The sequence below is a fragment of the Haemophilus sp. SZY H56 genome, assembly GCF_054332415.1.
On the sequence record NZ_JBTGNX010000005.1, the window covers coordinates 105,810 to 130,069 of the forward strand.

Annotated in this window: 24 protein-coding genes and 6 pseudogenes; 5 read left to right on the forward strand and 25 right to left on the reverse strand. The window is 37.7% G+C overall.

All coding sequences use genetic code 11. From position 1 onward, the window contains the following. Positions 1 to 5: 5 nt before the first annotated feature. Together pgaC and ACXVWP_RS05200 are read left to right on the forward strand one after the other, a co-directional pair. Positions 6 to 1,247, forward strand: a pseudogene (gene pgaC, locus ACXVWP_RS05195) (poly-beta-1,6-N-acetyl-D-glucosamine synthase). A 3-nt stretch (positions 1,248 to 1,250) separates the two neighbouring features. Then, the gene (locus ACXVWP_RS05200; protein WP_065420546.1) at positions 1,251 to 1,526 is read left to right on the forward strand and encodes an HmsD; all 276 of its coding nucleotides are present in this window, start codon (positions 1,251 to 1,253) and stop codon (positions 1,524 to 1,526) included. Positions 1,527 to 1,620: 94 nt separating this feature from the next. On the opposite strand, the gene pckA is transcribed toward ACXVWP_RS05200, so the two are convergent. Continuing rightward, entirely contained in the window at positions 1,621 to 3,237 is a 1,617-nt protein-coding gene (gene pckA, locus ACXVWP_RS05205) for a phosphoenolpyruvate carboxykinase (ATP) (protein WP_297568444.1), read from the reverse strand. Between the two features lie 257 nt (positions 3,238 to 3,494). Here pckA and ACXVWP_RS05210 point away from each other — a divergent pair, with 257 nt between their 5' ends. Further along, positions 3,495 to 4,319, forward strand: coding sequence for an alpha/beta hydrolase (locus ACXVWP_RS05210; protein WP_297568480.1), 825 nt, complete (start codon positions 3,495 to 3,497; stop codon positions 4,317 to 4,319). 43 nt (positions 4,320 to 4,362) lie between these two features. Here ACXVWP_RS05210 and hslO read toward each other — a convergent pair whose 3' ends face one another. From hslO to ACXVWP_RS05285, 15 genes and pseudogenes are all read right to left on the reverse strand, one after another. Then, positions 4,363 to 5,229, reverse strand: coding sequence for an Hsp33 family molecular chaperone HslO (gene hslO, locus ACXVWP_RS05215; RefSeq protein WP_297568447.1), 867 nt, complete (start codon positions 5,227 to 5,229; stop codon positions 4,363 to 4,365). Between the two features lie 198 nt (positions 5,230 to 5,427). Further along, complete coding sequence (locus ACXVWP_RS05220; protein WP_049381432.1) at positions 5,428 to 6,549, reverse strand: porin; 1,122 nt, start codon at positions 6,547 to 6,549, stop codon at positions 5,428 to 5,430. Between the two features lie 165 nt (positions 6,550 to 6,714). Further along, positions 6,715 to 7,668 (reverse strand): lipopolysaccharide heptosyltransferase RfaC, encoded by a 954-nt coding sequence (gene rfaC, locus ACXVWP_RS05225; protein WP_178161709.1) that lies wholly within the window; start codon positions 7,666 to 7,668, stop codon positions 6,715 to 6,717. Continuing rightward, positions 7,665 to 8,570 carry a DMT family transporter gene (locus ACXVWP_RS05230; RefSeq protein WP_289902130.1) on the reverse strand — a complete coding sequence of 302 codons (906 nt, stop codon included), beginning with the start codon at positions 8,568 to 8,570 and terminating at the stop codon, positions 7,665 to 7,667. Before ACXVWP_RS05230 ends, rfaC begins: the two co-directional genes overlap by 4 nt. Then, entirely contained in the window at positions 8,567 to 9,610 is a 1,044-nt protein-coding gene (waaF, locus tag ACXVWP_RS05235) for a lipopolysaccharide heptosyltransferase II (RefSeq protein ID WP_289902131.1), read from the reverse strand. Before waaF ends, ACXVWP_RS05230 begins: the two co-directional genes overlap by 4 nt. A gap of 98 nt (positions 9,611 to 9,708) precedes the next feature. Beyond that, a complete protein-coding gene (rfaD, locus tag ACXVWP_RS05240; RefSeq protein ID WP_128786752.1) occupies positions 9,709 to 10,632 on the reverse strand; it encodes an ADP-glyceromanno-heptose 6-epimerase in 924 nt (307 codons plus the stop codon). Between the two features lie 52 nt (positions 10,633 to 10,684). Then, on the reverse strand, positions 10,685 to 11,188 hold the full coding sequence (locus tag ACXVWP_RS05245) for a protein disulfide oxidoreductase (RefSeq protein ID WP_128786751.1): 504 nt from the start codon (positions 11,186 to 11,188) through the stop codon (positions 10,685 to 10,687). A gap of 74 nt (positions 11,189 to 11,262) precedes the next feature. Then, a complete protein-coding gene (locus ACXVWP_RS05250; RefSeq protein ID WP_289902132.1) occupies positions 11,263 to 11,472 on the reverse strand; it encodes a hypothetical protein in 210 nt (69 codons plus the stop codon). 125 nt (positions 11,473 to 11,597) lie between these two features. Beyond that, a pseudogene (locus ACXVWP_RS05255) lies at positions 11,598 to 11,792 on the reverse strand (N-acetylmuramoyl-L-alanine amidase); the annotation flags it as partial. Positions 11,793 to 11,898: 106 nt separating this feature from the next. After that, complete coding sequence (locus tag ACXVWP_RS05260) at positions 11,899 to 12,042, reverse strand: hypothetical protein (protein WP_172621990.1); 144 nt, start codon at positions 12,040 to 12,042, stop codon at positions 11,899 to 11,901. A gap of 232 nt (positions 12,043 to 12,274) precedes the next feature. Then, the gene (locus tag ACXVWP_RS05265) at positions 12,275 to 12,775 is read right to left on the reverse strand and encodes a toxin (protein WP_128786749.1); all 501 of its coding nucleotides are present in this window, start codon (positions 12,773 to 12,775) and stop codon (positions 12,275 to 12,277) included. A 3-nt stretch (positions 12,776 to 12,778) separates the two neighbouring features. Further along, positions 12,779 to 13,141, reverse strand: coding sequence for a helix-turn-helix domain-containing protein (locus ACXVWP_RS05270; RefSeq protein WP_128786748.1), 363 nt, complete (start codon positions 13,139 to 13,141; stop codon positions 12,779 to 12,781). 157 nt (positions 13,142 to 13,298) lie between these two features. Continuing rightward, a pseudogene (locus ACXVWP_RS05275) lies at positions 13,299 to 13,526 on the reverse strand (Mor transcription activator family protein); the annotation flags it as partial. Positions 13,527 to 13,746: 220 nt separating this feature from the next. Further along, positions 13,747 to 14,028, reverse strand: a complete 282-nt coding sequence (locus tag ACXVWP_RS05280; protein ID WP_128786747.1) for a virulence factor — start codon at positions 14,026 to 14,028, stop codon at positions 13,747 to 13,749. 80 nt (positions 14,029 to 14,108) lie between these two features. Then, complete coding sequence (locus ACXVWP_RS05285) at positions 14,109 to 14,354, reverse strand: hypothetical protein (protein ID WP_289902133.1); 246 nt, start codon at positions 14,352 to 14,354, stop codon at positions 14,109 to 14,111. Positions 14,355 to 14,861: 507 nt separating this feature from the next. Here ACXVWP_RS05285 and purT point away from each other — a divergent pair. Further along, positions 14,862 to 15,002: pseudogene (gene purT, locus ACXVWP_RS05290) on the forward strand (phosphoribosylglycinamide formyltransferase 2); the annotation flags it as partial. Between the two features lie 199 nt (positions 15,003 to 15,201). Here purT and ACXVWP_RS05295 read toward each other — a convergent pair. The 5 genes from ACXVWP_RS05295 to ACXVWP_RS05315 all read right to left on the reverse strand — a co-directional run bounded on the left by ACXVWP_RS05295 (position 15,202) and on the right by ACXVWP_RS05315 (position 20,209). Further along, on the reverse strand, positions 15,202 to 15,663 hold the full coding sequence (locus ACXVWP_RS05295; RefSeq protein WP_289902134.1) for a hypothetical protein: 462 nt from the start codon (positions 15,661 to 15,663) through the stop codon (positions 15,202 to 15,204). Between the two features lie 31 nt (positions 15,664 to 15,694). Further along, on the reverse strand, positions 15,695 to 16,144 hold the full coding sequence (locus tag ACXVWP_RS05300) for a hypothetical protein (protein WP_289902135.1): 450 nt from the start codon (positions 16,142 to 16,144) through the stop codon (positions 15,695 to 15,697). Between the two features lie 2 nt (positions 16,145 to 16,146). Continuing rightward, positions 16,147 to 16,596 carry a toxin C-terminal domain-containing protein gene (locus tag ACXVWP_RS05305; protein WP_289902136.1) on the reverse strand — a complete coding sequence of 150 codons (450 nt, stop codon included), beginning with the start codon at positions 16,594 to 16,596 and terminating at the stop codon, positions 16,147 to 16,149. A gap of 137 nt (positions 16,597 to 16,733) precedes the next feature. After that, positions 16,734 to 17,678, reverse strand: coding sequence for an Imm49 family immunity protein (locus ACXVWP_RS05310; RefSeq protein WP_289902137.1), 945 nt, complete (start codon positions 17,676 to 17,678; stop codon positions 16,734 to 16,736). A 17-nt stretch (positions 17,679 to 17,695) separates the two neighbouring features. Further along, complete coding sequence (locus ACXVWP_RS05315; RefSeq protein ID WP_369866750.1) at positions 17,696 to 20,209, reverse strand: VENN motif pre-toxin domain-containing protein; 2,514 nt, start codon at positions 20,207 to 20,209, stop codon at positions 17,696 to 17,698. Positions 20,210 to 20,316: 107 nt separating this feature from the next. On the opposite strand from ACXVWP_RS05315, the pseudogene ACXVWP_RS05320 reads away from it, so the two are divergent. Further along, positions 20,317 to 20,412, forward strand: a pseudogene (locus tag ACXVWP_RS05320) (phosphoribosylglycinamide formyltransferase); the annotation flags it as partial. A gap of 37 nt (positions 20,413 to 20,449) precedes the next feature. On the opposite strand, the gene ACXVWP_RS05325 reads toward ACXVWP_RS05320, so the two are convergent. The 4 genes and pseudogenes from ACXVWP_RS05325 to ACXVWP_RS05340 form a co-directional block, all read right to left on the reverse strand. Further along, the gene (locus tag ACXVWP_RS05325; RefSeq protein WP_369866751.1) at positions 20,450 to 21,127 is read right to left on the reverse strand and encodes a hypothetical protein; all 678 of its coding nucleotides are present in this window, start codon (positions 21,125 to 21,127) and stop codon (positions 20,450 to 20,452) included. 133 nt (positions 21,128 to 21,260) lie between these two features. Beyond that, the gene (locus ACXVWP_RS05330) at positions 21,261 to 21,494 is read right to left on the reverse strand and encodes a DUF7683 domain-containing protein (RefSeq protein WP_046952952.1); all 234 of its coding nucleotides are present in this window, start codon (positions 21,492 to 21,494) and stop codon (positions 21,261 to 21,263) included. A gap of 12 nt (positions 21,495 to 21,506) precedes the next feature. Beyond that, positions 21,507 to 23,924: pseudogene (locus tag ACXVWP_RS05335) on the reverse strand (colicin E3/pyocin S6 family cytotoxin); the annotation flags it as partial. Beyond that, positions 23,921 to 24,157: a hypothetical protein gene (locus tag ACXVWP_RS05340; RefSeq protein WP_369866753.1), complete on the reverse strand. Its 237-nt coding sequence runs from the start codon at positions 24,155 to 24,157 to the stop codon at positions 23,921 to 23,923. The pseudogene ACXVWP_RS05335 and the gene ACXVWP_RS05340, both read right to left, overlap by 4 nt. Positions 24,158 to 24,260: the final 103 nt, after the last annotated feature.

Genomic DNA, 24,260 nt, shown 5'->3' on the forward strand with positions numbered 1-24,260 from the left:
TGATCATGAACCAACAATTCTTAGAAGCAGTGAGTATCTTCGTATTCATGTATCCTGCCGGGATGGCAATATATTGGGTGACGGCAAGTCTGTGTTATTACCTGTTTATGGAAGGAAAACTCGGGCAACCGACTTTCCAACAAATGCCCAAAGAACGCGTTCCTATGGTCAGCATTATGGTGCCTTGCTACAACGAAGGGGACAATCTAGATGAAGCTATTCCTTACTTGCTCCAACTCAGATACCCAAACTATGAACTGATCTTTATCAATGATGGCAGTAAAGATAACACAGGTGAAATTATTGAACGTTGGGCAAAAGCTGACGAACGCATCGTGGCGCTTCACCAAGAAAACCAAGGTAAAGCCAGCGCATTAAATCATGGCTTGTTAGTTGCTAAAGGTGAATATGTGGCCTGTATTGATGGCGATGCGGTATTGGATTTCGATGCGATCGATTACATGGTGCAATCCCTCGAATTAAACCGTGCTTATGGCGCCGTTACAGGAAACCCACGCGTACGTAACCGCAGTACAATCCTAGGTCGCTTACAAGTGTCTGAGTTTAGCTCCATTATCGGTTTAATCAAACGTGCTCAAAGCCTGATGGGAACCATCTTCACCGTATCTGGTGTATGTTGTTTATTCCGAAAAGATGTAATGGAAGAAATCGGTGGCTGGAGCACCAATATGATCACCGAAGACATTGATGTTAGTTGGAAAATTCAAACGGCCGGTTACAACATCATGTATGAACCTCGTGCTTTATGTTGGGTATTAATGCCTGAACGTCTTTATGGTTTATACAAACAGCGTTTACGTTGGGCACAAGGTGGTGCTGAAACCATTCTCAAATATTTCCCTCAGGTCTGGCGTTGGAGAAACCGCCGCCTATAGCCAATGTATGCCGAATATTTTGTTACTGCAACTTGGGCAATCTTATTAGTTGCACTGGTTGCACTTGCACTATACCGCAAGATTACCTTAGGTATAGGAATTCAAAACATGGAGTTGTTTGAAACAAATATCTCAATCATGTTTTTTTCCTTCTTCTTACAGTGTCTCTTAAGCTTATACATTGATTCACGTTACGAAAAAGGATTGATCCAATATGGAATTTCCTGCATTTGGTATCCCTACGTTTATTGGTTACTCAATACAATAACGTTACTCGTTGGAATCCCAAAAGCGATTTTTAGAAACAAGTCCAAGCTAGCTGTCTGGACAAGCCCTGACAGAGGAGTTTAAATAATGGCAACCGCCACTTTACAACAATTGATGGTTATTAATAAAGGTAGCAGTCTTCCCTTGCTGATTAAAGCCAAAAGCTTTGTACTAGATCTAGTTACCTGGGCTTTATGGGCTTATATCATCACTTTTGTCGCGAGATATGCGGAACGCATCTTCACTAAACCGATTCTGGAAAGTTTCTTTTTCGTTGATGTGGTCAGCATCATGTTTTCTGTCTCTGCGGTATTGGTCATATTGGCTTATATTTGGTCTATTCTTACCGTAGCAAAAGAATAACTCGCAAAAAACTTAATATAAAAACCGCACTTTGGTTTACAAATCAAAGTGCGGTTATTTTTAGAAATGTTTAATTAGATACGATATTCTCTAATTAAGCTTTTGGACCTGCTGCGATAAGCGCTTTACCTTCTGCGTTAGTTGCATATTTTTCGAAGTTTTTCACGAAACGTCCAGCAAGATCTTTCGCTTTTGCTTCCCATTGTGCTTTATCCGCATAAGTATCACGTGGGTCTAAGATCGCAGAATCTACGCCAGGTAATGCTTTTGGAATCGCTAAATCAAAGATTGGTAACTTGCCCATTTCTGCTTTTTCAATAGAACCATCTAAGATGGCATCGATAATACCACGAGTATCTTTGATTGAGATACGTTTACCTGTACCGTTCCAACCAGTATTAACTAAGTAAGCTTCTGCACCAGCAGCTTGCATACGTTTAACTAACACTTGAGCATATTGTGTTGGGTGAAGAGTTAAGAACGCCGCACCGAAACATGCTGAGAAGGTTGGAGTTGGTTCAGTAATACCACGCTCTGTACCAGCTAATTTAGCAGTGAAACCAGATAAGAAGTAGTATTTAGTTTGCTCTGGTGTCAATTTAGACACAGGAGGTAATACACCGAATGCGTCCGCAGTTAAGAAAATTACTTTCGTTGCGTGACCAGCACGAGATACTGGTTTAACAATATTATCAATGTGATAAATTGGGTAAGACACACGAGTATTTTCAGTTTTAGAACCATCATCGAAATCAACTGAACCATCAGCACGAACCACTACGTTTTCTAATAACGCATCGCGACGGATTGCACGATAGATATCTGGCTCATTTTCTTCAGAAAGATGGATAGTTTTCGCGTAGCAACCACCTTCGAAGTTGAAGATACCTACATCATCCCAACCGTGCTCATCGTCACCGATTAATTCACGTTTTGGATCGGTAGAAAGGGTGGTTTTACCTGTACCTGATAAACCGAAGAAGATTGCAACATCACCGTCTTTACCTACGTTAGCAGAACAGTGCATTGCACCTACACCTTTAAGTGGTAGGAAGTAGTTCATCATTGAGAACATACCTTTCTTCATTTCGCCACCGTACCAAGTACCACCGATTAATTGGATACGCTCAGTTAAGTTGAATGCAACGAAGTTTTCAGAGTTCAAACCTTGTTCTTTCCAGTTCGGGTTGGTGCATTTAGAACCATTCATTACCACGAAATCAGGTTTAAAGGTTTTTAATTGTTCTTCTGTCGGACGAATGAACATATTTTTCACAAAGTGTGCTTGCCATGCTACTTCAGTCACAATACGCACTGCGATACGGTCTTGTTCACTTGCGCCACAGAAACCATCAACCACGAACAAACGTTTGCCAGAAAGTTGTTTAGTCACAAGGCCTTTCAAGCTTGACCAAGTTTCTTGAGTCATTGGTTTGTTATCGTTTTTCGCCACATCAGAAGTCCACCATACGGTATCTTTTGTAGTATCATCTAAAACGATATACTTATCTTTCGGTGAACGACCGGTAAAGATCCCTGTATCAACAGCCACCGCGCCAGTTGTGGTAAGTGTACCTTTTTCAAAACCTTCTAAACCTGGTTTCGTTTCTTCTTCAAAAAGTTGTTCATAACTTGGGTTATAAACCACTTCTTTTACGTCATGAATACCAATGGCTTCAAGTTCTTTAATTACATTTTTAATGTCAGTCATAGTTCACCTCTTGATTAAAGTTTAAAAATTTTTCCTGTGGCTATTGTAGGGGAATTACCCCAAAAAAAATGTTAACTAGATCAAATTTTTGAACATTCATTGAAAATTTCTACCTATTTTTAGGGTGTTTTGGGGAGCCAAGATGAAGTGCGGTTGATTTCACCTTTACTTTTACTATATAGTGATAACCATTCTCAAATTAATACCAGATAACCATGTTCTCATTTCTGCGTTTACCTTTTTTATTTTTTCTGCTGATGTTTACACAAAGCACGCAAGCTGAACCCGATTTTAAAATTCCACCTATTCAAGAAAGCATGAAAAAAATGTATCAAATTCAAGAAAAAGATTTTACTTTTGAAGGCAAGCATTACCGTTTGTTTATTGCAGTTCCACCAAAAACGTCGAAAAAACTGACCGCACTTTATACGCTAGATGGTAACGCTCAATTTCCAATCGCAGTGAATGCGGTCAATCCTAACAAACCTCTCCCTCTTATTGTCGGTATCGGTTATGTATCTGATAAAGCTTACGCCATTGAGGAACGTACAAGAGACTACACGTTTCCGGCTGAAGGTGCTGAATTTGCCAAAGGAGGGAAAGCTGCCGATTTTTTACGTTTTATTCAAGAAGATGTTAAACCTTACATTGAGCAGCATTTCAATATAAATAAAGAAAAACAATATTTCTTTGGTCATTCTTTTGGGGGATTATTTGGATTGTATGTGCTCTTCCATCAACCGGATTTATTTCAACATTACACCTTGGCAAGCCCTTCCCTTTGGTGGGGAAATGGCTCATTTTTGCCTCAAAATGAACCTTGGGTTAGCCAAAAACCATCACATATTCTAATTACATTAGGCTCTTACGAAGAATACCCTGAACAAGATCCAAATATCACTGAAGAACAATTACAGCGTATTAATCAACGGAAACAAATGCGAACAATCAATGCGCATCAATTGGCGGAAATATTGGAAAAACAAGGCAATTCCGTAGCGTTTATTTCTATTCCCAATAAAAATCATGGTGGCTCGATTCCAGATGCCATCAAACATTGCTTAGAACAAGTGCAACAATAAAAGCGCATAAAAAAATCCCCGTTATCATGAACGGGGATTTTTCTTATTGTGCTTGTTTGAGTTTATTGATGGCTTCTTTATTGAAGAAGTAATGCGTGCCACAACATTCACACTGCATATCAATGCTACCTTTATGCTCTTCTAAGATTTCCTCAATTTCAGCTTCTGGAATCAGCAATAATGCGGCACCAGAACGCTCAGGTGAGCAGCCACAGAAGAAAAAAACAGTTTGCGGTTCAAAAACTTCTACCACTTCTTCATGATATAAACGATAAAGCAATTCTTCTGCGGGTAATCCAAATAACTCCTCATCTTTTACGGTTGCAGCTAACGTAGTTAAATGCTCAAAATCCTCTGGCGTACCTTGACCATCTGGCATGATTTGCAACAACATCCCTGCAGCAACTGGTTTGCCTTCATATTCACCTGTGCGAATAATAAGTTGGGTTTGTAATTGTTCTGAACGAACAAAATAATCTTCTAAACATTCCGTAATCGTTGGTTTGTCTAAACCAATAACCCCTTGATAACGCTCGCCTTCAGTCGGCGCAATCGTAATCACTAATACGCCTTTGCCGATCATATCATGAAGGCTCATACCATCTTGAATATCACCTTGCACACGGGCTAATGCACGGATCTGTTGTTGGTCATTACCATTGACTAAAGCTAATTTTAATGGGCCGTCACCTTGAATTTGAACAGTAATATTACCGTTAAATTTTAATGTTGCGGTCAATAAATTCGTTGCCACCATCATCTCACCCAATAAGTTTTGTACTGCTTTTGGATAATGATGGGTATTCAAGGTATCAGTAAAAGTTTGGTTTAATCGCACCCATTCACCACGCACGGCACGGTTTTGGAAAAGGTAGCGGTAAAGTTTGTCATTGTCTTGAGTGTAATTCATTATTTGTTCCTATTTATTCTTTGAGTAAAAAGCGCGGTCAATTTTTCGAATAAATCGTAAACATTCAAAAAAGATGTCATTTTGTTACCGCACTTTGCGCCTGAGCAGTATTATGGGGGTGAAAATCAAAATTACAAGCCAAAAAGAAAAGCGGATAGCTTTCACTATCCGCTCACTTTATAAAATTAAACTGATAAATTACCAGTATGCACGTAAACCGATAACAGTTTTGAAATCACGGCTACGATCAAGCTGTTTACCTGCGTCATCAAAGGTATTCTCGTATTTAGTACGAGTCGCTTGCCATTCAATGAATGGTTTAACTTTTAATGAACCTTGATTATACACATAGTATTCAGTACCCACTAAGAATTGGCGATCTGTTGATTTGGAATATGCAGAACCCACAGGTAACGTTTTCTCAGTTTTATAAGAATACATTGCATATACGTTCCAGTCTTCATTTAAACCTTGGCGAATTACTGCGGTTACTTCATTATTTTTTACCTTGTTACCTGCGCCATCTTTATTTTTAGTATCTTTGTGAGCAAAGTCTAAACCATAAGTAGTGTGAACAAAGTTATATGCTAAGCCTAAAGCATAAGCATTGCTGTAGTATGCTGTTTTGTCAGCATTTTCAGAAATTTCACGAGTGAAACCTGCTGCGACAGTTACATTTTGGATACTATCAATTTCATGATCAAAGATAAGACCTGTACCCCAAGTGTTTTTACGGTTATTTTTTAAATCTACGTTTTTGATGTCACGTTTGCTTGAACCGCCATAGTACGCACCAAATTTCACTTTATTTGAGCCGTAGTCACCATTATAAACATATTGTGCTACACGACGAGCTGAAGTCTCTAATAAACCATCAGTCAAGCTATAAGTATTTGCTAAATCACTTTGTGTTACTTCATCAGTGATAGTTACCATGTTACCGTAAGTTAACTCACCGAATTGTTTGTGGCCAAAACCAGCATAAAGTTGACGAGTATAAACATGGTCAAAATCATGTTGTGAAGGCGCTTCACCACGCATACGCCATTCCGCACGACCTAAAGCATAGAAATCGCCACCTAAACTTTGTTTTAATTTAAAGCCAAAACGTGAACCATCGTTATCAACTGCATGGTTGATGTGCTCTTTGCTTTCACCGCCCGCTACATAGTTAGTTTTGTTAGAGGTGCTTTCCCATTTAACACGTAAAGAACCGTAAAAATCAACATCTGTACCAGTTTGGTCAATGTGGAAGTTATAAGCTTGTGCAGAACCTGCTGCTAATGCCGCTACAGATAAAGCAAGAAGTGTTTTTTTCATAACGCTTTCCCTATTATTTAATGAAGTTTATTAAAAAATTGAACTTTTTGCAGTTTATACACTACAACCTAAATGGTCAACCCTAAATTTTTCTAACTATCAGAAAATAGGCAATATTTTGACTAAAATCAATCCAGATAAATACATATTCGATTATTTTATCGCCTATTTAGTTAATAAATTAAGCGCAGAAAATACTTGGTCTGAGGTAATATTTTCCATTGAATTCGCTGTTAAATAGTGCTGATTTTGACCATAACAGCCAATTAAGGTCGGATCTGTTGCGCCATAAAGCGTAATATTTGGTTTATCCAGTGCGGCTGTCAAATGGGCAAGCCCTGTATCCACGGACACCACGGCTTTCGCATTAGCTATTTGGTCAGCCAATTCATTCAATGAAAGTTTAGGTAAAACGACCACATGAGATAAACCTGTGGCTAATCGCTCTGCTCTCGCCTTTTCTTTTTCATTCCCCCAAGGTAAACGGACTTGAATAGAAAGTGTGGTCAGTTTTTCGATTAAATTCCGCCATTCTCGTTCTGACCAATGCTTTTCATCTCTTGTTGTAGAGTGAAAAAAAATCACGTAAGGTTCAATAGAATTTACGGAAATAAAATGACGTGCAATGCCATAATCCCCTTTTTCTATCGGCAACGGATAAGATAGTGCTTGAGCAAAAAGCTGACGAATACGTTCTACCGCATGTTGTTGATAAGAAATCACATATTTTTTATCGTAAAACAAGGAAGCTATCGGCTCACGGATACTTTTGCGGTCATAGCCATGTTTGACACCATTGGCTAAGCGTGTCGCAAAAAAAGCGCTCTTAAAAAGCCCTTGCGCATCAATCACAGCATCATATTGATTGGCTTGTAATAAAGTGCGGTAAGATTTCCACTCATTTTTGGTCTGAGCCGAAAAAGGCGATTTTCGCCAGCGTCTTAAGGCAATTGGAATGATTTGCTTCACTGCCGAATGCCAACGTGGAATTTCGGCAAAATTCTCTTCCACCACCCAATCAATGGAGAGATTAGGAATAGCACGCTGTGCATCAGTCAATGCCGGCAAAGTATGAATCACATCCCCCATAGAGGAAGTCTTAATCACACATACTTTCATTTAATTAACCTTCTTCCCCAGTGCATAATTCCAAGTCCAGATACGGCTAAAATGCCTCCAATAATTAAGGAGGAATCCACTTGTTCATTCAACCAAACGGCTGAGAATAAAATCCCTAAAATCGGCACTAGAATAATATAAGCAGAGGCATTACCTGCGCCTAAGTATTTCACCCCATCAAAATACCATGCATAGGCTAATACCGTTGCACCAAATGCAAGACCAAGTAAACTAAACCATTGTGGTCCATTTAATTGAAGTACGGTTGCCCAATCTTCTGCATTTTCCGTCCATAACGCTGCCAACGTCAGCATGAAGAAACCAAAAGTGGAAGAAATTGTGGTCGCGGTAAGGGAATCTATTCCAATTAATACCTTACGCGCCAACAAAGTATAAGCAACCCAGCAAACTAAAGCACAAAGCAATAACATTTGACCGAATCCAAAATTTTGTAAGAGATTAGTTGGATTCCCTTTTGTCATGGCTAATAGGGAACCGCTAATTGCAATAATCATGCCTAATACAACCCAGCGATTCCATTTTTCTTTAAATAGTAAAATAGCAAAAAACATCGTAAAGACTGGATTCGAAGCAACCACCATCGTTCCTTGTCCTGCAGGCACGTATTTCAAGCCCCAAATAAAGAAAGTCGAATAACCAAAAATCCCAAGCAAAGCCGTTAATAATAATCCAAACCATTGGTTAGGACGAAGCTTTCTCACATAAATAAAGCGATTAGCCACATACAACCAAATCAACAATGGAATAATCGCGAACAAAAATCGTAAACTTGAAGCCACAAATGTCGGCATGGCTTGGGCAACCACTCGTCCCCAAGGCCAAGAGGCGCCCCATAAAATGGCCATTCCGATTAATTGTAAGTGTATGCGTAGAGGGTTCATTTTGCTAATAATGCCTCTAATTTTTCTAATGCCATTTCTGGCGTAATATCAATCAAACTTTGATGATACCCTTCCGAGCTATCTGTACTTTTACGCACCTTAATTAAATCGCCTTCAATTAAACGAATAATTACAGCTTTATCAGATAATGGTGGCGTATAAGTTGGGCTCGTTGGGCCATAAAGTGCAACCAATGGACGATCTGTCGCAGCAGCAATATGCATTAAGCCGCTATCATTGCTCACCACTGCCGTACAGTTAGCGATTAAATCCACAGCTTGATTCAGGTTAGTTTGTCCCGCTAAATTTAAACAAAATGATTGTAGCTCGGCAGGTAATGCATTGCGAATTTGCTCTCCTGATTCCACATCTTTTGGTGAACCAAATAATTCTACCGCATAGCCTTTTTCAATCAGCATTTCTGCTAACTTAGCATAATGATAATGCGGCCAACGTTTAGCTGGACCAAATTCAGCCCCAGGACAGAACCCGATAATCGGACGTTCGCCTAAAAGTGCGGTCTGTTTTTCAAATGTTTTTAAGGTTTCTGCTTGTTGAGTTGACTCAACGGTTAAATAAGGTTTTAGAACAGGAATATCAGCCGCTTTCGGTACCGCATTTTGCTCAAAAGCTAACGCGACATAACGTTGCACCATCATAGGATAATCACGTTTATTATTGCGTAAATCGTTAAGCAAGAAATAACGGCTCTCCCCTTTCCAGCCTCGACGTACCGCAATTTTTGCAAAGGCGGGAATAAAAGCTGACTTCAAGGAGTTTGGTAATATGATTGCCATATCATATTGATTGCGCAATGCCTTACCTAAACGATAACGTTCACACAAGGCAAACTTGCCGTGTCCAAGCGGCATTTCAATAGCATGACGCACTTCTGGCATACGGGCTAAAAGCGGTTTACACCAATTGGGTGCCATCACATCAATTTGGCAATTTGGATATTGCTGTTTGAGTTGTTGATACAAACTGTGCGACATCATCATATCGCCGACCCAAGATGGGCCGATAATTAAAATATTCATGCTTGACCTTATAACAAAAGTGCGGCTAAAAATAAGATTAATTTTAACCGCACTTTATTCATTTTCTAGTATTGAACGACATTATTTGTTCAATATTTTTATTTATTTAACCACACCATGTACTCGGCCACACCTTCCGCTACGGTTTTAAATGGTTTGTCGTAGCCAGTTGCGCGGAGTTTCGTTAAATCTGCTTGCGTATATTCTTGATAGCGAGATTTCAAATGCTCTGGGAATGGAATGGTTTCCACTGCGCCTTTACCGTGGAATTTAATTACCGCTTTCGCCACTTCAGCGAAAGATTCTGCATTGCCGGTACCACAGTTAAAGATACCCGAAATACCATTTTGCCAGCACCAAATGTTGACTTGTGCCACATCACCTACATAAACGAAATCACGGCGGAAGTGTTCACTGCCTGCAAATAATTTTGGATTTTCGCCTTTCAAGATTTGGTTATTTAAGTGGAATGCGACACTCGCCATTGAACCTTTGTGACCTTCACGCGGACCATACACGTTGAAATAACGGAAACCACATACTGGTGATTGCGCTTCAGGTAAAATCGCACGCACATATTGGTCGAACAAGAATTTAGAATAACCGTATACATTCAACGGGCCTTCAAATTCACGCTCTTCACGGAATTCAGTTTTGTCGCCATAAGTCGCTGCACTTGATGCATATAAGAACGGAATTTGACGATCTAAACAGTAATGCAATAACTCTTTTGAATATTCGTAGTTATTATGCATGATGTATTTGCCGTCCCATTCAGTGGTCGCTGAACAAGCCCCTTCATGGAATACTGCATCGATATCACCTAAATCATCACCGGCAATAATTGACGCAATGAAGTCTTCTTTATCACAGTAATCTGCGATATCAAGATCCACTAAGTTAATGAATTTAGTCCCGTCTTTTAAGTTATCCACCACTAAAATATCTTTGCGTCCCATATCGTTTAGCGCTTTAACGATATTACTGCCGATAAAACCGGCGCCACCTGTTACGATAATCATAATTCTGTCCTCTTTAAAATAAGTCTGTGTATTGTAATAGATTTTGTGCCGCTTAGCCAAAAAACTCTGTGAAAAACAACCGCACTTTTAAGCCCCAGTAACTTGTCCAGCCTGTTGTGGCCAAATCCATTTTTCCTTTGTTTAAAATAATAATGGTCGGCGTCACATTCACCTGCCATTGATCCGCAATTTTGCCTTGAGGATCATTCACCGTTGTAAACTGATAGTGATGGGTTTGTAAATAATCTTCCACGTCCTTATTTGACCCTGAACGCAGCGCGACAGAGACTACCGGATAGCCTTCTTCTGAAAGTGAATTAATCGCTGGCGAAGTATAACGACAATAGCCGCACCAACTTCCCCAGAAATAAATGATCGTCGGCTTAGCTTGATCTAATTGAGGTAAAAAGAAGGCATTCCCCTGTAAATCATAAAGTGCTGTCGCATTGATTTCAGGTGGAATATTGGGTTTACGAATAAAATCGAGAATACTGCTCACGATAATTAACGTCAGCAGGAGCGAAATCGCATTTTTTAATAAGGTTTTAATTTTCACAATAAAATTTCATGAGCTAGGATAAGTGGATTGTAATCGATTAGAAAAGTGCGGTCAAAATTACAGATATTTTGCTATAAATACGTTAAACGTTTATGTACGTTATCGTGATTGTAACGAAGCTGTTCAAACATGTAGTCGGAACTGAGCCAGCGTTTACGATCGGTAAATTTTGGATCAGTTTCCACCAGATAGCCGTTCGGAGCATCTGGGTTGATTTTATACAGGCTGGCCTGTGGTAAACGCACTTCTGTCAAATGGGTTTTTACCATTGGCATGGTCATACTAGATAAGTCTTGAGGATCAACTTTTTCAACGGCGGTCTGTAATTTAGCGATGACCTGCCCGGAACTAATCACATTATGGTTATTTATGGTCGGTGTCAGTGTAATTTCGGTATGTTTGCCGATACATAGTGATAGCTTAGGTGTTGCAAATGTGGATTGAATTGTTTGGCTAACACGGGGCTACGCTTAAAACCGCGTTGTTTATGCCATTCGTCGATACGTTGCGCGGTGGTTTGTATTGCCGTGCGTAATGATTTGCCGTTTTTTGTGGCGGAACAATGGATCACGATTTTGGTGATAGGAGGTGATAGAGATATTTCTTTAAACCTCTTTAATATTACGTAAAGAAATTTTAAGAAATAATGGTGGGTTGCTATATTAAAGGAGTTTAAAGAAAAAGGCTGTCATAAGACAGCCTTTGAATTAATGGTTACGATATTTATCCATTGGGATCTCAATGCGGAAAACACCGCCGTGAGGATGATAAATTCGCTTACCTTTTTTAGTGATATATGGAGTAAAAATCACTGCCACCTGTTCACCATTAGGGTTAGTTTCAAATACCATTTGAAGCCTCCTATATTGTTAGGAGGGCGTATTTATTATTGTAATTTGAGAGAAATATCTCATTTTACAAACTTAATCCTTGCGAAAATCTATTAAAAGAGTAAAATTTCGCATTGCTTTCAGGTTAAGAAAATCAGTAACGCCCTATGGAACTGATTTTTTTGCTTACTATTTAATAAAGTACTGCAATACTTTACTAAATCTTATAAACCCAGTCTTTATGATTGGGTTTTTACATTTCTAGCCGACCGAAATCTAGTGAGATTTGTGTAATTGAGTACCCCATTGCTTCTAAAATAATTTCTGCAAAGGTGTCTGCCTGCCATTCGGGATCTTCATTGATTGTAGGTGACTCGTCTGCTTTGTGTAAATAGGCTTGGTGCATTAGAAAAACGTGTCCGAGTTCATGCAACACAATTTCGAGTGAATCTTTATCGCCTTTACAGGCAAGAATATAGGTATTTTCAGGAATACGAATGGTAAACTCGCTTGGGCTGAAATGCCCTTTGGTGAAGTTATGGGTAAGTTCCTGCCATTCGGTCTCTGACAGGATCTCAAGATTGACAATCGTTGCCACATTTTCCAATACATCATCAAAGCGTTGGCGTGCTTTATTCCATTTGGTAAATTTCAAATGCTTAGCAAGAGGCAACGCCATTTTTTCAATTTCATTTCTGGTCATTGGTTTTACTCGTAAGCCGTTCATTTCGTATAATAAACTTTGTAAACTCATCCATTACTCTCCCTTTTCTGAATGGATTTCTTTTAATAATTCGGCAAATTTGGTGAGTTGCTCTGCGGTCATCGCAGATTTGGCGAAACCTGCTACCATCATTTGCTGTTGTAATGGCAAACCTTCTACAGGAATAGCGTCATTAGAAATATGGGCCAATTCTTGCAAGTCTTCAGTTTGTACGTTTTTGTCTTTAAAGTAGTTAGCAATTTTTTCTACCCATTCAGTCGGGACTTTTTTACGACCGGTTTCCATTCCGCTTAAAAATGCTGGACTGGCTCCGATAGTCTCTGCCATACTAAGTAGTGTTTCACCGGCATCAATCCGAGCTTTGCGGACTGCTTTGCCGAATTCTGTAAGTGCCATAGTTTTATCTCCTTGTCTCTCTTATTTCCCAATTTTAAGCAATTAAATAAGAAAGTCAATAAATTATTTTTTAGTTTTTGATTTTTCATTCACCTATTTGGTAAATGCAGAGTTATTAAAAAACGCCCTTTCGGACGTTTTTTCTAATTTTTAGCGGTTATGCGTTACCGAACATATCAAATTGGCGTCGGGCGATTTCTTCTTTTGTGATTTTTTTCACTATCTGATAAATCCACTGCATTGATACGTTGTATTTTCGTGTGAGTTCACGGTGATTTGTATCTTTGAACTCGTTAAAAATCTTCCGGTCGCGTTCGTTTAGTAATAAAACAAGATTACGAGGGATATAAATCACCTCACCGCCCCAGCATTGCGCGATATGGTTTTCCCCAATAAAAAAGGCTCTACATCACGTAAAGCCCCGTTTCATAAGGTTTTGAACCACTTATTCCCGCTTATTACAACCAAATCCCTATTTCTTTGTTTATTTCTCATATTAAGTGGTTGGATACAGCCGTAAAATATAGCCCGACCCGACCCAAAGGGAGGGGAAGCACCAAATAAAAAAGCCCTAGTAAATAACTAGGGCTTAGATATAGCTTTAATTACAATGCAGGAGCTAGATCATTAAGCTCTTCTATTCTCAACATTCTAATATCTGATACAGATGGCTTGAACCAAGAATAAGACTGAGAAAGTTTTTGAGCAGCCAAAACACATTTAACCGCTGTCATATCTGCACCACCAAAATAAACACTACCTTGTTGATGATCAAAGCCTTCTGCTTCTAGCACTTTTTTTACATCACCGTAAGCATTCTGCCAACTTTCAGTAGGGTATAGCTCTTTTAGCATTGCAGTATCAAGATCGAAAGCAATAGCATACATATTAAAATCCTCCGCTCATTATTTTGGAACATAAATTGTACAATACAGAACATAGCAGTACAAGAAAATTAAAATTTTCTTTATTGTTCGCCGCTTTTTATTTCTTTTGGATATTCAAAAAAATCAGGATTTTGATTTTTTTGAGCAAATAAAAGCTCAAAAAGAGCGTATAAAATACGGTGTGGAACAGGTCGAGAATTTGGCTTACCGCTTTTCCGTCGCCAGCTATGAATGTTGGCTTTAGTCACTGAAAAGCCCTTTTCTTCAAGCAACTTAACCTTGCATTTCACCCGCGAATTTTGGATTCTCTTGAAGAGCACGCGCATAAGCCTCATCCCAATCTTTCAACGAGACCACAACATTATCATAGGTTTTCTCTGGGTTTGAGATAGCTTCCCATAATGGATTTAGTTGGTGATTTTCCTCTAAATAGCAAGCTGGAATAATTTGTCCTTTATGCTGAATAACTGAGTTTGCACTGTGGCATTGTCATTGATTCAGCATCAAATGTTATCAGCACCGCTTTAGCCGGCAGACCGGCAGCGGAAGTGGTGGCTTCAGGATTATCACCTGCGGTGAATAATCAAATTAAGAAAGCAACAACAGATGCAAAAGGCAATGTGAATACTGCCCTCAATTTGACTGCTCATGCACTTTGGGGCGCAGTAGAGGCTTATGCGGGCAATCGTAATGTTGCTGCTGGTGCTGCGGGTGTACGTTTTAATTGTTCAGCTTCATCTTTAATAATGATATTTTGTGTATTAATACCACTTTTTGTTGTGCTAGATTGGCTATCGGAATCTTTACTATACACCAATGCAGGGTTTAGGTTTAATAGTAATATTCGCATTTTCGGCAAAGGCGAAGTCAATGGCCATCGCCGTTTAGGTGTGTTACTCGCTCGTGATATTTCTGTAGAAAAAGCATTGGAAAAAGTAGAGCGAGCTTACGCGAAGTTGGATGTGAAATTATAAGGTTTTCTTAATATAAGCATCGTTGAAAATACAAAAAGTGCGATAAATTTTCGAGAAGTTTTAAAACTCTTTGAAAATTGACCGCACTTTATATTAAACACCTTAAATATAGAATTTTTAAATAGTTTAAAAGCTAGAGATAACCTAATATTAAAAACTTAAATGATTAGATATACTTCTGACCCCATATATTTCTATTCTAATATGTAGGTAATTGATATATCACACTCTCTACAGTACCTTTAGGATATCTAATTTCACTAAAAGAATCTCCATTATCTACACTATAAAATAAGCGCTCAGTATCCCCTGAATATGCCATACATAAATAAAGTGTATTTATATTTTCATAACCACCCAGCTCTGTTGTATCAATTAGAAAAACATTAGGTAATTCTCCACTATGCCATTTCATGGCATTAAATTCAGTTTCACCAAAGTCTTCATTTGTACAACCGCCATAATAATATTTATTAATAAATGAGTCTTTTAAATTAAAAAATACTGTACCTAAGGTATAATTATCATAAGAATCATTATTTTCAGGATATAACCTATTACCTACTCTTATTTTAATATTACCGTACACATAATCATCAATTGAAAAACTCTCATTCCAATAAACTCCAAAATCCTTTTTATTACTTTCAATTGACCTCATTACTTACCCTAAAATTATTAGGATCAATTAGTCAAATTGAACCGATAATACTATCATAAAAATCAACTACATCTTTTGTTTTTACTATCCATTCAGATATCTTAAAACCATCTTCATTTAAGACCTCTCGTTTATTTACATATTCATTGATTTTAGACGAATCAAACTCTGGGAAATCATCTACAAATATGATCTTATTTTGAACATAAGAAACTTCTCCATTATAATAAATAATCCATGTAGAAATGAAATTTAAAGATTCTGGCTCATGCATAGATGTAATAAGTACAGAATGTTTATTTTTTTCTATCCCATCAGCTATAGATGTAGCCCAGCTATTTTTATATTCTTCAATACCCCAATAGTCTATTGGAATATGTAATTCTTCTACATATTCACCTAAAGAGATCGAAGCCAAAATATGCATTCCATATCCATTATCAAAAGATGTATCTTTATCTTTAAAGAAAATACCAAACATTATTAATCCTTAATTCTTTTTAAATCCTTGTCATAAGTACCAAGTCTATTTCCTCTTCGATCAAAAATTTTCCAACCATCGGAAACATTATGACCATCAACATCTGGGGTAATATAATTTTTGCCATTCCAATAAACATCTTGCCCATGGGAATTAAATGGCGCTTTTTGAGGAGGGATCCTATGTCCATATCCAAGCTTTTCTGCTGCTTTGTCAACAGTTCTATCTCTCGCAAATAACGCATTATCTTTCCAATCCCCAACCTGACTTTCACCGCCCACCAAAATATGGCTGTCTTTATCATTCGTTACCGTTTGATTTCCACCTGTGTGAGTCGGTAAATTATAATCTGCTGGATACTCAATACCTCCAGTATGATTAACAAAGATTCTTGGATCAACTACAGGTTTACCACCATATGTTGTAGTCACTAAACTTGGATCAACTGGCATATATCCGCCATCCGCATTCGGAAATTATAAGATTTACTTAAAGATAATCAGCTCTGAAAATATAAAAAGTGCGGTCAATTTTTGAAAGGTTTTAAAACTCTTTGAAAATTGACCGCACTTTTATTATCATTCCCGACCTATCTACCAAACAGCGAAGCCCAAAATCCTTTTTTATTTTCAACGTTCTTTTTCTTCGCTTCTTCCATTCTTTGTTTGACATAATTTACCCAAACTTGATGGGGTGCATCAAAATCAAATGATTTCATAAAATCATAAGGAATTTTATATTCTGCTAATGGATTTATATCAATCAATTCTTTGGGCGCTATAGGGCTATCAATACCCAAATCAAAACCGTGGATTGCTGCGATTTTGGCATACATTAAAACTTGCGGTTGCAAGTAAAAATCAAAATGTAAAAGTGTGTCTTTGGCTGCTCGTTTCGCAAACTTAAGTTCGAGTAATTTATCTAAAGCCTCTTGCATTCCTTTTATATTTTTATCCGCTAGTGCCACATAAAATTCATGATCGGGAATGCGCTTTAAATCACTACGGGCTTTTTTCTCATCATTTAAGAACGTGAGTGAGCGTTCTTTTAATAATTGCCAATCTCCACTTAACGCCAATAAAGTGTTCGCATTAAAAAAAGGTCTCGTATCAGTTCGTTTATAGGGGACTGAAATATCCACAATTTCATCACGATGTTTAATTGAATAATCAATCAACTTTTGGTTATCTGAAAGTAAACTCATAAAAAAGAAATTTGTATTAATCCCGTTGTATGCCCATTGAAAATCATATTTAGACAGAATCCCCAAGAAACCAGCAATAGAAGCATTTTCTTTAAATCCTGAAATATTATTTTCTAATAAATACTTAGAGGCTAATGCACGATGGAAATCATTTAAATAATGAATTAAAGAAAAAACATTACCTGTAAAATTATCTATAGGAGCTAACGTTGAAAATAATTCTTTATGATTAAATTCAGTATATTCATCTACTCTAGCCAGAGTAAAATTCTTTGCTTCATCATAGCTTTTAGCAATCTCACTACCTAAAAATACCTTATATCTTTCCATATTTACACCTATTACGATTAATTCTTATTAGGAATTCTAACTGGTAATAACACAACCTTACCATTTGATTTATCTACGCCAGCTATAATTGTTTTAATTGATTTACCATTCCGCTCTGCATTTTTTATTGCTAACTTAGTTGGATCATTATTAGGTAATTGATCCAAGACTGCATTTATCCATTCACTTGACAATTGGTTTGTTTTGCCTGCCCCTTTCGAACTCACCTGAATTGCCCCATTAGTTTTTATTTGTTTACTATCAATAATGACTACAGAGCCATCTTTGCCTACTAACACATGATCAAAGCCATTATTTGAGCCATATTTTCCGCCTTGTAATGGTTCATAACCTGAACGTTTTGCTAAATCATGAATTAACGACTCTGTTTTTCCACCTTTAATATCACCATTTTTGACAATATCATCGATTAAAGCTTGCTCAGCTTTACTAGTCGCTTTTATTTCACAACTTGCTCCACAAACTTTAGTGCCATTGATAAATCCTTTATCAGTTGATACAGCGATATTATCCACTTCATTAATTACTCGATTCAAAACAGTGTGATTAACTACTCTATTTACTTGATTTTTAGTAAAATCAACTACACCGTTTTTCAGTGCTCCCATTGGCTTAACTAACGCCAATCCCGCACCACTTAGAACAACTCCTCCTGTTGAAACACCTTTCATTTTACCTTGGCGGTAACCTTGCATTTCACCCGCAAGTTTTGGATTTTCTTGAAGAGCACGCGCATAAGCCTCATCCCAATCTTTCAACGAGACCACAACATTATTATAGGTTTTCTCTGGGTTTGAGATAGCTTCCCATAAAGACACTACGGTATCATCTAAATTAACAACTGCATCCGCTGTTTCTTTAACACTATCAATTTGACCCTGAGCTTCTGCAAGCTCTAGACCTTCTTGATATTCTTTAGCTTTATCCTCATCTCCATTGAATAAAACCTTGGCATACATTTCAATGTTTTGCTTACGCTCATCACTAGGATGAACGTCATCAGCCATGCTGTTATTCTCCACTGAATCTTTTGCTGTTTTAGCCGCAATAATCGCCCCATCAGAGCTATCTGATAAAGTACCACCAGCAATACCTGCGGCTACCTGGCTTAAAGAAGATACCGTACGTTTTTCTTCTTCGCTAAGCTTTTCAGGTGATTTATTATAAAGTGTCGAGGCAAGGAAATGAGCCGCAACCTCTCCGCCTGCTGCACCCGCAGCACCCGCAGCAACATTACGATTGCCCGCATAAGCCTCCACCGCGCCCCAAAGTGCATGAGCTGTCAAATTGAGAGCCGTATTCACATTGCCTTTTGCATCTGTTGTCGCTTTCTTAATTTGATTATTCACCGCAGGTGATAATCCTGAAGCCACCACTTCCGCTGCCGGTCTGCCGGCTAAAGCAGTGCTGATAACATTTAATGCCGAATCAATGACAAGACGTTGACTTCCACCTGTTTCCCATTCTTTGGCTTCGCGACTCGCTGTCTCAAAATTATCTCGTGCTTGTTTGACTAAAGCGCGGTTCGTTTCGTTGTTGTTTTCTGCCTTGGCTTTTTCTGCTTCTTCTAACGCAATTGCGGCTTCATGACGTTTTGCTTTCGCTTCTTCACCAAATTTATTAGCAAGCAAACTTCCTGCTTCCGCGACATTTGGTCCAAATTTCTCTGTCACCTCACGTTGGAAATCAAGCTCTTTTTGAACATCATCTTTATTAAAACGATTCTCTAATTTGCCACTTTGGCTTTGTGCACTCTCTGTAGTGATATCGGTTTTAATCGCCGCAATTTCTTCTTGTACCGTTTTGCCTGTACGTTTTAATTGCTCAGCTTCATCTTTAATAATGATATTTTGTGTATTAATACCACTTTTTGTTGTGCTAGATTGGCTATCGGAATCTTTACCATAGCCCATGCCATAAGAGAATTGGAGAGACTCCTTGCCTTCAGCCAATTTCTTGGTGTTCTCTTTTCCATCTACTCCTTTAGAATTAACGGTTGTGTTGCCATTTTTATCAGTATAAAGCAGATTACCATCTTTATCTGTGGCTTGTTTTGTACTTTGAGCCTCACCATTTTCACCAAATGGTGTTTCAAAGTTAGCTGACACACTGCCACTTACACCAAAACTGCTGCCACTATAATTTGAGTGATTTTCAATATCTGAATGTGTAATGCTGCCAGTGCTAAAATGGTTTTTACCATCTGCTTCTGCCTTTTGTGTAGAGGTAATCAATGCACCTTTAAGATCGGTATGCTTATTAACATTAATATCATAGCCTTCATCTCCGGCATAAATTCCTGCCTGTTCATTCACACTCGCATGATCAGCATTGATTTTTGATTTATTGAAACTGCCTCCAACGGATGCGCCATATTCGATAGATTTATCAATGGCTTTCATCTGCTCTTTTGATGTTTTAGCTGGAATTGCTAAATATAACTCTCTTGCTTTAATATCTTTTGCATAAACAACAAACGTTCCTTTTTGATCTTGTTTAAAATTAACCATATCATCAACATACTTATTCAATGTATAAGTAATTTTTGATGGATTTGCTTACGCTCATCACTAGGATGAACGTTATCAGCCATGCTGTTATTCTCCACTGAATCTTTCGCTGTTTAGGAGTCTTGCTCGCCCGTGATATTTCCGTAGAAAAAGCATTAGAAAAAGTAGAATGTGCTTATGCGAAGTTGGATGTGAAATTATAAGATTTATGAAATCTTTTTATATATAACACATTATATTTTATTTAAAACCACTCAACACAGATTGAATCTTATTAATTATTAGACTTAACTCATCAGTCTTAATACAAGACACTTTCACTCCCCAAAATTGCTCATCAAAGAAACCCACACTCTTACTTGCTCTTATATTAGAAAGTAATAATCTATCCTCAATATAATCTAAGTCATAACTTCTATTCTTATTAAAAACAACTATTACTTTAGATAACCCACTAGAACTATTTATTACAAAAGGATAAAACCCTTTGTTTACATACTCCATATAGTCTATCTCCCATAAATATGGGTTTACCTCTCCACTCTGTTTAACTAGATTCAATTTTTCAAAAAAAATATCTTCATTATCTATAAACTCTTGATAATCAATTTTATTTTCTTTTATTAATTCCTCAATAGCATATGTATATCCAAATCCCTTTGCCATTAGATTAATCATTAAATCCCTATCATCCAAATAAAATAAATCATCATTTATATTGGAAAAAATTTCCAATTCAGGATTAAAGTAATCAATAAGATAGCTTGCTTTATTAGAAGCCAATTGGGGTGGATAAATATTCATATCGATACATAGGTTAACTGAAAAATAATCTGTATCTACAATATTATCTATTTGAATAGCAAAGTTATTAAAATTCCCTTTGCTATCATATATCCCTGGGTTTCCGATAATCATCTTTTTCTTAGCTAGTTATAGATTTATACCCTAGTATTATTCGTACATTTAAGTGTCAATCTAAAAATAATGTAATAACAATACTATTATAGTATCATATGAAAAGCTTCGATGGGTAAATTACCATTATGATCTACAACTCAGAAGTTATGAAAAAACTTATAGAAGTTTCATCATAATTAGTGATCCCAAATTTCTTTAAGTCATTATCATTTAATGAATAAACTCCCAATACATCAGGATCATCTGAATCAATAGATATAAATTCTTTTATCTGATTTGCTCCTATTTTTATTTCTATTCTTAAAAGGATTTCATCAGTAACATTACTATATATTTCAATATATCTTCTAACTTTTTGCATCATATTATCTCTATACTATGGTTCTATCTTTCTTTTAGGTTCTGCAGGTTTAATCTGCTCCCCGGTTTTATAATCAAAAGCACCTAGATGCTTTCCTCTCCTATCATATTTTTCTAATTCTCCATGCTGAGAGTCCCATTCATATATTTTTCCATCTGGATCTTTCCATCTTGCTCTTAATTTTCCCCCGCCTTGAACTGGTGTCTTAGGTTTAGCTGGTTTTAATCCTGAAATGCCTGTTATATCTACTAATTTAGGATTTGGATGGTATTTTTGATTTAATAGCACCCCATCTTTCCAATCCCCAACCTGACTTTCACCTCCAACTAGAATATGACTACCTTTATCATTATTTAGTATTTGATTTCCGCCTGTATTTGTTGGCAAATTATAATCTGCTGGATACTCAATACCTCCTGTATGATTAACAAAGATTCTTGGATCAACTACAGGTTTACCACCATATGTTGTAGTTACTAAACTTGGATCGACTGGCATATATCCGCCATCCGCATTCGGAACCCAAACCTTATCCCCGAAAAGCTCTTTATTATTAACAAACCCACCATCTGTCAAGATTTGCTCATTTATATAAGAAACCTGTTCCTTTGTTAATTTGGACATAGCTTCAGGATCTCTCATCGCAGCAGCCACAATAGCAACTTCTTTTTCATTAGGCGATAAACCTATACCAATTGAGACACCCGCTATCCCTGAAAGGGCTTGCAAACAAGTTCTTGAACAAACAAGCGTGAAGCCATCAGCAGCTAAAGCAACAAAATTATTATTCTCTACCGCATCTTTCGCTGTCTTAGCCGCAATAATTGCCCCATCAGAGCTATCTGATAAAGTACCACCAACAATACCTGCTGCTACTTGGCTTAAAGAAGATACCGTACGTTTTTCTTCTTCACTAAGATTTTCAGGTGATTTATTATAAAGTGTTGACGCTAAGAAATGAGCCGCCGCCTCTCCGCCTACTGCACCCGCCGCACCAGCAGCAACATTACGATTGCCCGCATAAGCCTCTACCGCGCCCCAAAGTGCATGAGCAGTCAAATTGAGCGCGGTATTCACATTGCCTTTTGCATCTGTTGTTGCTTTCTTAATTTTATTATTCACCGCAGGTGATAATCCTGAAGCCACCACTTCCGCTGCTGGTCTGCCGGCTAAAGCGGTGCTGATAACATTTAATGCCGAATCAATGACAAGACGTTGACTTCCACCTGTTTCCCATTCTTTAGCTTCGCGACTCGCTGTCTCAAAATTATCTCGAGCTTGTTTGACTAAAGCTTGGTTAATTTCGTTGTTGTTTTCTGCCTTGGCTTTTTCTGCTTCTTCTAACGCAATTGCGGCTTCATTACGCTTCGCTTTCGCTTCTTCGCCAAATTTATTAGCAAGCAAACTCCCTGCTTCCACGACATTTGGTCCAAATTTCTCTGTCACCTCACGTTGGAAATCAAGTTCTTTTTGAACATCATCTTTATTAAAACGATTCTCTAATTTACCACTTTGGCTTGGTGCACTATCGAGAGTGATATCGGTTTTAATCGCCGCAATTTCTTCTTGTACCGTTTTGCCTGTACGTTTTAATTGCTCAGCTTCATCTTTAATAATGATATTTTGTGTATTAATACCACTTTTTGTTGTGCTAGATTGGCTATCAGAATCTTTACCATAGCCCATGCCATAAGAGAATTGGAGAGACTCCTTGCCTTCAGCCAATTTCTTGGTGTTCTCTTTTCCATCTACTCCTTTAGAATTAACGGTTGTGTTGCCATTTTTATCAGTATAAAGCAGATTACCATCCTTATCCGTGGCTTGTTTTGTACTTTGAGCTGCACCATTTTCACCAAATGGTGTTTCAAAGTTAGCTGACACACTGCCACTTACACCAAAACTGCTGCCACTATAATTTGAGTGATTTTCAATATCTGAATGAGTAATGCTGCCGGTACTAAAATGGTTTTTACCATCTGCTTCTGCCTTTTGGGTAGAGGTAATCAATGCACCTTTAAGATCGGTATGCTTATTAACATTAATATCATAACCTTCATCACCAGCATAAATTCCTGCCTGTTCATTCACACTCGCATGATCAGCATTGATTTTTGATTTATTGAAACTACCACCTGCAGAAAAACCATAGCCTACTGTCGCACTCCCACTCACGTTCATTTGTTTGCCTTTGTATGTGGCGGTGTCTTGCAAACTCTCAATATTCAGGTTTTCCGCATCCAATTCAACACGTTTACCCTTCACTTGACTGCCTGCAAGAGTGACATCACCACCTGCATTAATCACGGTTTTACTTTGACTATCACCTACATGACTTGCAACATAAGTGGTTTCATCACCATTGCCATAGCCTTTTCCGGAATTACTGCCTAAAGTAGCCCCAGCAGCCTCACCATTACTCACTTTAATGGCTAATCGACGAGACTAATACGATGGACAGAGTAACAGGGCATTTCGTGGTTTGATAATGTCAACCTTTCATTATTGGTGGTATCTAAACGTACATCAGATTGAGATTGCAATATTTTATCTTGTGCTTGTTGAATCTGTTGCTGTCGTTGTTGTTGCGTTGCATCGATTTGATTTAAACGAGAGAAGTTTTCAGTTTGATTAGCAAAAAGAGAATTAGGAAGGCAGGCAAATATCATTACCGAATAAATATGCTGATGAACTACTTTCACATTTGTACCTAAGATGACAAATTTTATTTGATTAATTTTATGCTATTTATAATTTATTATCAAATACTCG